This is a genomic window from Pseudomonas abietaniphila, assembly GCF_900100795.1.
Classification (GTDB): domain Bacteria; phylum Pseudomonadota; class Gammaproteobacteria; order Pseudomonadales; family Pseudomonadaceae; genus Aquipseudomonas; species Aquipseudomonas abietaniphila.
Genome location: NZ_FNCO01000002.1, coordinates 564,813 through 576,761 on the forward strand (window position 1 = coordinate 564,813; position 11,949 = coordinate 576,761).

At 61.6% G+C, this 11,949-nt stretch carries 10 protein-coding genes; 7 read left to right on the plus strand and 3 right to left on the minus strand.

Annotated elements, in window-relative coordinates:
• The first annotated feature begins 16 nt into the window (after positions 1–16).
• Positions 17–937, plus strand: a complete 921-nt coding sequence (locus tag BLS87_RS06065; RefSeq protein ID WP_074751050.1) for an AraC family transcriptional regulator — start codon at positions 17–19, stop codon at positions 935–937.
• Between the two features lie 66 nt (positions 938–1,003).
• Here BLS87_RS06065 and BLS87_RS06070 read toward each other — a convergent pair whose 3' ends face one another.
• Entirely contained in the window at positions 1,004–2,293 is a 1,290-nt protein-coding gene (locus BLS87_RS06070; protein ID WP_244165809.1) for a GGDEF domain-containing response regulator, read from the minus strand.
• 297 nt (positions 2,294–2,590) lie between these two features.
• On the opposite strand from BLS87_RS06070, the gene BLS87_RS06075 reads away from it, so the two are divergent.
• Both BLS87_RS06075 and BLS87_RS06080 read left to right on the plus strand, forming a co-directional pair.
• On the plus strand, positions 2,591–3,967 hold the full coding sequence (locus BLS87_RS06075; protein ID WP_074751054.1) for a pyridoxal-phosphate dependent enzyme: 1,377 nt from the start codon (positions 2,591–2,593) through the stop codon (positions 3,965–3,967).
• Entirely contained in the window at positions 3,964–5,142 is a 1,179-nt protein-coding gene (locus BLS87_RS06080; RefSeq protein ID WP_074751056.1) for a cystathionine gamma-synthase, read from the plus strand. The genes BLS87_RS06075 and BLS87_RS06080 overlap by 4 nt, the downstream gene beginning before the upstream one ends.
• A gap of 90 nt (positions 5,143–5,232) precedes the next feature.
• On the opposite strand, the gene BLS87_RS06085 is transcribed toward BLS87_RS06080, so the two are convergent.
• Positions 5,233–7,122 (minus strand): sigma-54-dependent Fis family transcriptional regulator, encoded by a 1,890-nt coding sequence (locus BLS87_RS06085; RefSeq protein WP_074751058.1) that lies wholly within the window; start codon positions 7,120–7,122, stop codon positions 5,233–5,235.
• Positions 7,123–7,388: 266 nt separating this feature from the next.
• On the opposite strand from BLS87_RS06085, the gene BLS87_RS06090 reads away from it, so the two are divergent.
• The 3 genes from BLS87_RS06090 (at position 7,389) to BLS87_RS06100 (ending at position 10,217) form a co-directional block, all read left to right on the plus strand.
• Entirely contained in the window at positions 7,389–9,212 is a 1,824-nt protein-coding gene (locus BLS87_RS06090; protein ID WP_074751060.1) for an NAD(P)/FAD-dependent oxidoreductase, read from the plus strand.
• A 157-nt stretch (positions 9,213–9,369) separates the two neighbouring features.
• A complete protein-coding gene (locus BLS87_RS06095; RefSeq protein ID WP_074751062.1) occupies positions 9,370–9,606 on the plus strand; it encodes a hypothetical protein in 237 nt (78 codons plus the stop codon).
• Positions 9,607–9,974: 368 nt separating this feature from the next.
• Positions 9,975–10,217 carry a hypothetical protein gene (locus BLS87_RS06100; RefSeq protein WP_074751064.1) on the plus strand — a complete coding sequence of 81 codons (243 nt, stop codon included), beginning with the start codon at positions 9,975–9,977 and terminating at the stop codon, positions 10,215–10,217.
• A gap of 80 nt (positions 10,218–10,297) precedes the next feature.
• Here the strand turns inward: BLS87_RS06100 and BLS87_RS06105 are convergent, their stop codons facing one another.
• Positions 10,298–10,633: an ArsR/SmtB family transcription factor gene (locus BLS87_RS06105; protein WP_074751066.1), complete on the minus strand. Its 336-nt coding sequence runs from the start codon at positions 10,631–10,633 to the stop codon at positions 10,298–10,300.
• A gap of 49 nt (positions 10,634–10,682) precedes the next feature.
• Here BLS87_RS06105 and BLS87_RS06110 point away from each other — a divergent pair, with 49 nt between their 5' ends.
• Entirely contained in the window at positions 10,683–11,774 is a 1,092-nt protein-coding gene (locus BLS87_RS06110; protein WP_074751072.1) for an NADH:flavin oxidoreductase/NADH oxidase, read from the plus strand.
• Positions 11,775–11,949: the final 175 nt, after the last annotated feature.

Sequence of the window (11,949 nt, forward strand, 5' to 3'; positions counted from 1 at the left end):
AATCCGGATTTTTGTCGTGATCATCCAGAACCCCTCCTCTGATCCTCTTTCTGACGTACTGGCCCTGGCTGGACTCAAGGCCGCTTGCTCGGTGCGTCTTCGAGCCGGGGGCCAGTGGGCTTTGCGCTTCCAGCCCATCGAATTGAAATTCAACGTGGTACTACGGGGGGAATGTTGGCTGTGCATGGACGGTCTGCCGCCGCGTCATCTCTGCGCAGGCGACTGTTTCGTGGTTTCGCGCACCCCGTTCGTTCTCGCCAGCGCACCGCAAATACCTGCGGTAAACGCATCGGAAGTCTTTGCGCTGTCAGGCTCATCGGCTGCGTACGGAGTGGGTGATGACGTGGAACTGCTCGGCGGCAGCGTCTCGCTGATCAGCCCGGGGGCAGCGGACCTGCTTGACCTGTTACCACCCGCCATCGTGATTCACGCCGGGTCAGGCGGCGCGTCATCATTTGCCTGGCTGCTGGATGAACTGGACCGGGAATGGCAATCGACGCAGGCAGGCGCATACGCGATGTGCAATGACTTGCTTCGGCTGATCTTCGTTCACGCGCTGCGCCACCACATCACCACTGCCGACATCGCCGATCTGGCCTGGCTGGGAGGGTTGCGAGACCCAGACATCGCCAGTGTCATGCGTGCCGTTCACGGCGCGCCGGAAAAACCCTGGAGACTGGCAGACATGGCCGAGATCGCCAGCATGTCGCGATCAAGCTTTGCGGCGCTGTTCAAAGCTCGCGTGGGACAGTCGCCGGTCGAATACGCCACGTGCTGGCGAATGAAGGTGGCTGCGTCCCGGTTATCGCGCGGCGACACCAGCGTTGCGGCCGTTGCAGCGTCGTTGGGCTATCTGTCCGATGCCGCCTTTGGGGTCGCCTTTCGAAGGGTTCACGGGGTGTCCCCAGGGCAATATCGCCGTGCGTTTCAGCCATGACCTGTGGCGTCTTTCACTTGCTGTGAGCGAGCGTGGTGAAGCGCCGAACATACACGGCTGGCAGGCTCACGGGCTGTCTGAAAACCGGAACTGACCTTTTCCACGCCGTTTGGCGTCGTACATGGCCGTGTCGGCAGCACGCATCAAGTCTTCGACGGTGCTCCCGCGGTCAGGCAGGCACGCAATGCCGATACTCGCGCCCAGCCGAAAGCGAGATTGATCGGCGGACACTCGCCCGATCAGTTTTTCAGCGACGGCGGCGGCGTCCCCCGGACCGTTAACGCCTTCGATGATGACCGTGAATTCGTCACCACCGATCCTGGCCAGCCGGTCATAAGGCCTCAAACAGGCCTGTAACTGACCACTGACCCAGCGCAAGGCGTCGTCTCCTCGATCATGACCAAACTGATCATTGATCTGCTTGAAGCCATCGAGGTCCAGAAACAGCAGCGCGCTCATCCGCCCGGTCCGTTGATTCCGCGAAATCGCTGCCTGCAGGGCCTGGATGAAACCACGGCGGTTCAGCAAACCGGTCAGCGGATCAGTGATGGTCATCACCTCCAGTTGGTGGTGGAGCTCGCGCACCGCCGACATGTCCAGCGCCAGGATCGTCATGGCTTGCTGTCCTTGCGTCAGTGGTGAGCAGGACAAGGCAACAGGGATGCATCTGCCGTCCCGGCTGCGCAGATTGGCGTCGTGCAATCGAAAGCTCTCACCGCGTTGCAGGTGATCCCGCCACACCGACGCAGCCCAATCGTCCTCGTGGGGCGTTTCGATCCAGTTCAGCAGCGCAGTGCCTTGCAGTTCGTCGCCGGAACAGCCGAGCATGCCGCGGATGGCCGGGTTGGCGAAACAGATCAGGCCTTGGCTGTCGACCACCAGAATGCCTTCAGCGGTGTTGTCCAGAATCGATGCGTTAAACGCCCGCGCCCGCTCCAGTTGCTGGCTCGCCTGCAACAAGCTGCGCCGATACTGTTCATGCTCCAGCAACACCCGTGCCTTGTGCAGGAGCATGGCGGGATGCACGGGTTTGGTCATGAAATCCACGGCGCCTGCGGTGTATCCCTGAGCCAGCACCGCGTCGGTCTGCCGCATCCCGGAAATAAAGATGATGGGCGTGAATCGGGTGTCGGGATCAGCCCGCATCCGACGTGCCACTTCAAAACCGTCCATGCCAGGCATCTGGACATCCATCAACACCAGCCCTATCGACCCGGATGTCATGCAGGCCAGCGCCTTGGCGCCGGAGTCGACGCAGCGAACGGTCCGGTCGAGCTCTTCGAGCAACTCCTGCATGCCCTCCAGATTGTCCGCTTCGTCATCGACGACGAGGATTTCCAACGCCTGCTCGTGCACGTGCAATGCACACCTCCCTGTCTATGAACACTGCGGCCCTCGCGCCCACGGCGAGATGATCGTGCCGACGAAAGCTAAAGCATAGCGGTGCTAATCCATTCGACCTGCTTCTTTTCCCCGTCCGTTCTGACGGTGGCGAGTCTTCAGCGTCATCACTGGATGACGCCCGTACAGACGTTTCTCGTCTCTTCAAGTGGACACCTGCCGAGGGTCGTCCACACTGTATGCATCAAACCGGTGCACATTTGTAACGCGTCGCGGTCCATTGCGTATGGGATGTACACGTGAGGATATGAGATGTCAGCTGATTCCCGTCCGGCCGTACTTGAACTGATCGGCAACACCCCACTGGTGCGCGTCAGTCGCATCGACACGGGGCTCTGTACCTTGTTTCTCAAGCTGGAATCCCAGAACCCCGGTGGCTCCATCAAGGACCGCATCGGTCTGGCGATGATCGATGCCGCCGAGCGCGATGGCTCGCTGCGCCCCGGAGGCACCATCGTCGAGGCAACAGCGGGGAACACGGGGCTGGGTCTGGCGTTGGTCGGCCGGGCCAAGGGCTATCGGGTCGTGCTGGTGGTGCCCGACAAAATGTCCACGGAAAAGGTCCTGCACCTCAAAGCCATGGGCGCCGAAGTGCACATCACCCGCTCCGATGTCGGAAAAGGCCACCCCGATTACTATCAGGACGTGGCCGCGAGGTTGGCCAAGGACATACCGGATGCCTTCTTTGCCGATCAATTCAACAACCCCGCCAATCCATTGGCCCATGAATGCAGCACCGCCCCGGAGATCTGGGCCCAGACGCAGCATGATCTGGACGCGATCGTGGTCGGCGTAGGCTCGGCAGGCACGCTCACCGGCCTGACCCGGTTCTTCAAACGGGTGCAGCCGGATCTTGAAATGGTCCTGGCCGACCCCGTCGGCTCGGTGGTCGCAGAATACAGCCGCACACGCACGCTGCCGGAGCCCGGTTCCTGGGCGGTCGAGGGCATCGGCGAAGACTTCATTCCCTCGTTCGCCGACCTCTCCAGCGTCCGCCATGCCTATTCCATCAGCGATGAAGACAGCTTCGAACATGCCCGGCATTTGTTGCGCGCCGAGGGCATTCTGGGCGGCTCATCGACCGGCACGCTATTGGCGGCTGCGTTGCGTTTCTGCCGCGAGCAGAAGGAGCCCAAGCGCGTGGTCAGTTTCGTTTGCGACACCGGAACCCGGTATTTATCCAAGGTCTACAATGATCAGTGGATGACCGATCAGGGCCTGATGCAGCGCACCCGATACGGCGACCTGCGAGACCTGATCGCCCGGCGTTTCGAGGACGGTCGTGTCATCAGCGTCGGCCCGGATGACACCCTGCTCACCGCTTTCCAGCGCATGCGTCTGGCCGATGTCTCGCAATTGCCTGTGCTGATTGACGGCAAACAACTGGTCGGGGTCATCGATGAATCGGACATTCTCCTGGACGTTCACAATGACGCGTCGCATTTTCGCACCACGGTCGCCAGCGCCATGACCGGCAAACTGGAAACCCTGCCGCCCGATGCGGGCCTTGCCAGACTTCAGGCAGAACTGGATCGCGGCCTGGTCGCCATCATCGCCGATGCCTCAGGCTTCCACGGCCTCATCACTCGCGTCGACCTGCTCAATCACTTGCGGAGATCCCTTGCATGAGTCAGCACGACGAGCACTCTCCATCCCACGCTTTCGCCACACGCGTGATCCACGCCGGGCAGTCTCCGGACCCTTCGACCGGCGCCCTGATGCCGCCGATCTACGCCAACTCCACCTACCTGCAAGAAAGCCCCGGCGTACACAAAGGGCTGGACTATGGCCGCTCACACAACCCGACGCGCTTTGCACTGGAACGTTGTGTGGCGGACCTCGAGGGCGGCACTCAGGCCTTTGCATTTGCGTCAGGGCTGGCGGCGATTTCTTCGGTGCTGGAATTGCTCGATGCCGGCTCACACATTGTGTCGGGCGATGACCTGTACGGCGGGACCTTCCGCCTCTTCGACAAAGTCCGTCAGCGCAGTGCAGGCCATCGTTTCAGCTTCGTCGACATGACTGATCTCTCCGCCGTCGAGGCGGCCATTCAGGACGACACCCGGATGCTCTGGGTCGAGACTCCCAGCAATCCGCTGTTGCGCCTGTCCGACCTGGCCGCCATCGCGCGCCTCTGCCGTGACCGGGACATCATCTGTGTCGCCGACAACACCTTCGCCAGCCCCTGGATTCAGCACCCGCTGGCACTGGGTTTCGACATCGTCGTGCACTCCACCACCAAATACCTCAACGGCCACTCGGACGTCATCGGCGGCATCGCTGTGGTGGGGCAGAACCCGGAACTGGCAGAACGTCTTGGCTTTCTGCAAAATTCGGTCGGTGCCATCGCCGGACCGTTCGACGCCTTTCTGACCCTGCGCGGCGTGAAAACCCTTGCGCTGCGCATGGAGCGGCACTGCAGCAACGCGCTCGAACTGGCGCAATGGCTGGAGCGGCAGCCCCAGGTGGCCGCCGTTTACTACCCGGGACTGCCCACGCACCCCCAACACGCCCTCGCCTGTCGGCAAATGCGCGGGTTTGGCGGGATGATTTCGCTGGACCTGAAGACCGATCTGGCCGGCACGCGACGCTTCCTCGAACAGGTGCAGATATTCGCTTTGGCAGAAAGCCTGGGGGGCGTCGAAAGCCTTATCGAACATCCGGCCATCATGACCCATGCCAGCATCCCGGCAGACAACCGCGCGAAGCTGGGCATCGGGGATTCGCTGGTCAGGCTGTCCGTGGGGATCGAAGAGGTCGAGGATCTGCGCGCAGACCTGGCGCAGGCGTTAAGCAGTATTTGATCGCTGCTCGCTCCAGCCCCTGCCGACAGACAGGGACCGGAGCGGGCCCTTCAGATGGACCGGGTCGACCCCGCACCCCGACGCTTACGCTTAACCCGGCCGCGCTATCCCATGATGGCGCAGCTTGCGATAGAGCGTATTGCGGCTGATACCCAAGCGCTCCGCCACGCGGGCGATGTGCCAATGCTCTGCTTCGATCAGGCTGAGCAATGTCTGACGCTCGGAGATATTCAGCGGGTTCTCGACACAGGCAGCGGGCGCTGTCGGCAGCAACTCTTCAACGTCCTCCAGGGTAATGCGCCCTTCCCACGCCAACGCAACCAGGGTGCGCAAGCAGGTGCGCAGTTGCCGGACGTTGCCCGGCCAAGGGTGCGACAACAGCCGATCCTTCACACCGGGTTCGAACCGGATCGTTATGCCCTTTGCTTCTTCGCGCAGCAGCCATTCGAGCAGGCTGCTTTTGTCGGAACGCTCACGCAGGGGCGGCAACTGAACGGCAAATCCGCCCACTCGGTAGAACAGATCTTCCCGGAAGCGACCGTCAGCCACATACGCGTTGAGGTCCTGATGAGTGGCACTGACGAGCCGGATGTCCAGCGGTCGCGGGGATGCGCCACCCAAAGGCATCACTTGGCGCTCCTCCAGGCCCCGCAACAGACGCGTCTGCAGGGCCAACGGCATGTCAGCGATCTCGTCGAGAAACAAAATGCCCCCGTGCGCCTGCTCCAGCTTGCCGACCATGCCGTCTTTGCGTGCGCCGGTGAAGCTGCCGCCGCGATAGCCGAACAGTTCGCTTTCGATCAGTGATTCGGGAATGGCCGCGCAGTTGATCGCAATAAAGGGTTGACTGGATCGCGAGCTCGCCCTGTGCAAGGCCGCTGCGAAGGCTTCTTTGCCGGTCCCCGTTTCGCCCTGCAAAAGCACGGGGACATCGCGTTCCAGTACGCGCAGTGCGCGGCCAAAGCCGCGTTGCAGGCGTGGGTCTTCCAGGCACACGCGTACGTCATTGATTTTCGGCATCGCCGGGACGACCAAGGGGGCCGAGCGCAGTGGCGCTCGCAATTGGCCGTAGAACAGGCGTCCGTCCAGCCATCGCAGCGGCCAGCAGACACTGGGTTGAGCGCTGGCCTGACTCAGTAGGCGTTCAAGTGGCGTGTCCAGCAGCGTCGTCAGCGACTGCCCGACCACAGACCCACGGCTCAGGCCCAGCAGGTCCAGCGCGGCCTGATTGACGGAACAGACGCGCGCCTGGTCATCGAAACCGAGCAGGCCTTCACCCAACAGGCCGACGAACCCGGCTTGCGGGTGAAAGCGCAACAAGTACCGATCCGGCGCGTCGCCCAGAAAGAAGCAGCTTTCGATTAATCGGGCAGACAGGTTGGTCAGCGCCATCGCCTGAAAGTGCTGCTGAAGGCTCTGTTCCTCCCGAACGGAAGACAGGTTGAGGACGGCAAGCAAGTCCCCCTTGGCGTCGAATATGGGGCTGGCCGAGCACGTCAGGCCGACATGCTTGCCACGAAAGTGCTCGTCTCGGCGTATGGTCACGTGACGGCGCTCCACCAGGCAGGTCCCGACGCCGTTGGTGCCTTCGCTTTCTTCACGCCAGACCGACCCCAGCCACAGGCCGGAGCGCTGAAACTCGGCGCGTTCGGCGTCGTTGAACACGCTGTCGATCGCCACGCCGCGCGCATCGGTGAGCAGCACGACGTGACCGTCACGGCCGACCTGCTGGTGAAGGCTGTTCATCTGCCAACGGGCGACACCGATGATGTGTTCCAGCGGTGCACGGTGATCCTGCAATCGCGGCTGTTCGACGACGTCGGGCGCTCGGCGACTGGCGGGGTCGAGCCCGTGCTGGTCCAGGCAACGGCGCCAGGAACGGGCGATGGCAACGTCTGCCACCGGGCCGGGACAGGCCTGAATTCCCTGCACGGCTTGCAAGACTTGTTGCGCGTGCGCGCTGATCAGGGTGGGCGTCATTGTTCTTATTCTCCGCGACGATCAAGAAACGGTTCCGTTCGCAGCTTAGACCAAGGCATCAGGCAGCAAGCGACAACGGGACGGAAGCCTCCTGGCCGCGCGTGACACTGTGTCACCCTTGAATATCGCTGGCGTGACACTCACGCCGCACCGCCAGAGGGTTAAAACCTCCAGCCGACCGCTCTGGAACAAGGGTCTTTGGGTCATGGCCCGGGCTTTGCTCTGACCAACGCGGTACAAAAACAACAAGATCGGGAGAAGCCCCCATGAACGTCGCAATCGAAAAACCCCTGCAAACGCCCACTGCTCAACTGTCGTCGTGGATCGAACAGTTGGGCGACCGTCTCGCCCAGCGTGACATCGACGGCACCCTCGACCTGTTCGCCGACACGTGTTACTGGCGTGACTTGCTGCTGTTCAGCTGGAACTTGGTCACGCTGGAAGGCAAACCGGCCATCCGCGATATGCTGGAATCGCGACTCGATACGACACGCCCTGAACATTGGCAGCTGGAAGGCGACGCGACGCTGACGGATGGCGTGCTTGAAGGCTGGATCAGCCTGGAGACCGACGTCGCGCGTGGCAAAGGCTATGTGCGCTTGAAAGACGGGCTCTGCTGGACACTGCTGACCACCATGCGCGAACTCAAAGGCCACGAAGAACCCACCGGGCGACGCCGTCCCATGGGCGCCAACCACGGTCACGGCCACGCCGACAAACGCAACTGGCTGGAACGTCGCCGCGATGAAGAGGCGTCGCTGGGCATCACCACCCAACCCTACTGCCTGATCGTGGGTGGTGGCCAGGGTGGACTGGGGCTTGCAGCGCGACTCAAACGCCTGGGCGTTCCCACGCTGGTGATCGACAAGGCCGAGCGTCCGGGCGACCAATGGCGGGGGCGCTACAAATCACTGTGTCTGCACGACCCGGTCTGGTACGACCACATGCCGTACCTGCCCTTCCCCGATCACTGGCCGGTGTTCACGCCCAAAGATCAGATTGGCGACTGGCTGGAAATGTACACAAAGGTGATGGAGCTCAATTACTGGGCGCGCACCGAGTGCGTCAACGCCCGATTTGATGAACAGGCAGGCACCTGGACGGTTGAGGTGCTGCGTGATGGCGAACGCCTGACGTTGCAGCCGACCCAGTTGATTCTCGCCACCGGCATGTCCGGCGTGGCGAATGTGCCGGCCTATTCGGGCGCCGAGGTGTTCAAAGGCCAGCAACATCACTCCAGCCGCCATCCCGGCGGCGACGCATGGCGCGGCAAACGTGCGGTGGTCATCGGTGCCAACAACTCGGCCCACGATATTTGCGCCGACCTGGTGGAAAACGGCGCCGAGGTGACCATGGTGCAACGCTCCAGCACGCATATCGTGCGCTCCGACAGCCTGATGGACCTGGTGTTCGGCGGGCTGTATTCGGAAGATGCGCTGGACAGCGGGCTGACCACGGACAAGGCCGACATGCTGTTTGCGTCCATTCCCTACAAGGTCATGCCCAGTTTCCATCAACCGGTCTTTGAGGCGATCAAGGTCCGTGACAAAGCGTTCTATGAGCGACTCGAAAGCGCCGGTTTCATGCTCGACTTTGGCGACGATGAATCCGGGCTGTTCATGAAGTACGTCCGTCGCGGGTCCGGTTATTACATCGACGTCGGTGCTTCGGAGCTGATCGCCAACGGCACGATCAAGCTCAAGAGTGCGCCCGGGCTTGGCGTTGAGCGCATCGAAGCAGACGCCGTGGTGCTCACCGATGGCAGCCGGTTGCCGGCTGATTTGATCGTTTATGCCACCGGCTATGGATCAATGAATGGCTGGGCGGCAAAACTGATTTCCCAGGACGTCGCGGACAAGGTCGGCCGTTGCTGGGGGTTGGGTTCCGGCACCACCAAGGATCCAGGCCCTTACGAAGGCGAATTGCGCAACATGTGGAAGCCGACGCAGCAGGAGAACCTGTGGTTTCACGGCGGTAATCTGCACCAGTCACGGCACTATTCGTTGTACCTTGCGCTGCAATTGAAGGCGCGTTTTGAAGGTCTCGAGCCCTCGGTCTATGCCCTCGCGCCCAGCCACCACGCAGGCTGATAAAAAAGTCGCCCGTCTTCGGTTGGGCGACGCTCTTCTGTTTAAAAAAACGCCTACACTTTCGCTCGATCAGTACCGCCTCAATCGCGAGCGTTCGGTGAAGCCGTGAACGCCGTTCGCTCTCTACGCCCCCTCTATCGCCGCAGGAGATGACTGTATGCCAAAGAGTCGTTCCCCTTTCACCATGGACTGCTGGAACAAGGCGTGGATCATTCACGGGCATAAACTGGCTTGCCGGCATTGCGGCGCAAAGCAGTGCCCGACGACCGACGAGCACCCGTTCAGGCACACCGATACCTGTGAAATGAGCGCAACGGGGCCTCGTTATCCCTGGAAGGAACTCAATGATCTGCTGAAAGCGGATCTCGCAGAAACCCGAAGGATGCTCCACTGAATACCCAAATACCGGATACCGACGCCCAGAACCGGGCGGCGCAGGCCTCGTCGTCCGGTGGCAACGTGGGGTGCCCGGCAAATCACAGGCAATAAAAAACCCGCCTGAGCGGGTTCTTTTCTATCAACACCATTCCAACGTCCTGTCGGCAGCCTTCCGGGCAAATGGCAGATCATCCTTGACCTCTGAAGCCCTTCCTGTGCTTCAGTCGATGGATCCAATGTATGACGTCGGCACCGGTGTGTATACGGCGGGTTTGCGCAAACGCGTGTAAGCCTTTCGCTATAGGCCACATCGCGTGCTGCCAGTGCGCTGCCGTTACGTGCGAAGATGCTGCCACCGAGCCCTCGGCTATTCAGGATTGAGCAATGCCACAAGAGCGAATCGAAGCACTCCGCCTCCACAAGTCCATACAAGGGCCGGTCAATGATCTGGTGCGGGCACTGAACGCCGCCACCACCCGGGAAGACATCGAAAGAGAAGGTGCCATGGAGATAGCCTTCATTCTGGGCCTTGAGACAGCACGACGCCTGCGCGCCGCCGACATCGAAGCGCTTTACATCATTTTTGACGACGCTGTGCAGCAACGGCTCAAGCAATTGTCGAATTGATCCAGGGTTGAACGCTGCGCGGTGCGTAACGACTGCCCGGCACTTTCGTGCCCCCCACCGTACACGCCATTCGCGGGCAGTCAGGCTTGCGCCAGAATACTGTTCAGTAACCCCGGAAAACGCAGTTCAAGCGCGTCGGCTCGCAAGGTATTCATGTGCGTGGTCCCCACATTGCGGGTCTGGACCAGCCCGGCATCGCGCAAGACACGGAAATGATGGGACATGCTCGACTTGGGTCGCCCCCCGTCCAGTTCACCGCACGTCGCTTCGGCGACACTGGCCAGCCGGCGCACGATGTCCAGGCGGACAGGGTCGCTCAGCGCATAAAGCAGACGCTCAAGGGACAGTTCGGACGGCAGAGGATGTTTGAAGGCGCGCATGTTCGCATCATAGCGAGGGGTTTCGCGTAACGCCATATTTCGAATACTATCGAACAAGCGAATCAACCCTACGAGGAATCTGTCCATGTCTGCACTGTTCGAGCCGTTCTCCCTGAAGGACGTCACCCTGCGCAACCGCATCGCCATTCCCCCGATGTGTCAGTACATGGCCGACAACGGCGTCATCAATGACTGGCATCACGTCCACCTTGCCAGCATGGCGCGCGGTGGTGCCGGCCTTGTGGTGGTGGAAGCCACTGCCGTATCGCCTGAGGGACGCATCACCCCCGGCTGTGCCGGTATCTGGAGTGACGAACATGCCCAGGCCTTTATTCCAGCCGTCAAAGCGATCAAGGCCGCGGGTTCAGTGCCGGGCATTCAGATCGCCCATGCAGGCCGCAAAGCGAGCGCCAATCGCCCGTGGGAAGGCGACGATCACATTGCAGCAACGGACCCGGCCGGCTGGCAGACCATCGGCCCCTCCCCGATCGCGTTCGGAGCCCACCTGCCCAAGGTGCCGCAGGAAATGACGCTGGACGATATCGCCCGCGTTCGTCAGGACTTCGTCGACGCCGCCCGCCGCGCTCGCGAAGTCGGGTTTGAATGGATCGAGCTGCACTTCGCTCACGGTTATCTGGGGCAGAGCTTCTTTTCCGAGCACTCCAACCAGCGCACTGACGCCTACGGTGGCAGCTTTGACAACCGCAGTCGCTTCCTGCTGGAAACCCTGGCGGCAGTGCGCGAAGTCTGGCCTGAAAACCTGCCGCTGACCGCGCGCTTCGGCGTGATTGAATACGACGGCCGCGACGAGCAGACGCTCAGTGAATCGATCGAACTGGCGCGCCGCTTCAAAGACGGCGGTCTGGACCTGCTCAGCGTCAGCGTCGGCTTCACCATCCCGGACACCAATATCCCGTGGGGCCCGGCCTTCATGGGCCCGATTGCCGAGCGCGTGCGTCGCGAGGCGGGAATACCGGTGACCTCCGCTTGGGGTTTCGGCACGCCGCAACTGGCGAACGACGCCATCAAGGCCGGGCATCTGGACCTGGTGTCGGTTGGCCGTGCTCACCTGGCGGATCCACACTGGGCGTACTTCGCCGCCAAAGAACTGGGCGTGGACAACGCGTCCTGGACGCTGCCTGCGCCTTACGCGCATTGGCTGGAACGCTATCGCTGAGGCGACGCTGAACCGGGGACGTCGCTCAGGCGGCGTCTCTTTTGGTACAGATCACACAAAAAAATGCTCACCAGTGGTCTTTTTTGGTGCGTTATGTGTGCGGCGCATACCCCATGCCGAACCGTCATAATCCTGATTTTATTGGCCGTGATACTCTCGCCGCACTTTTAAACAG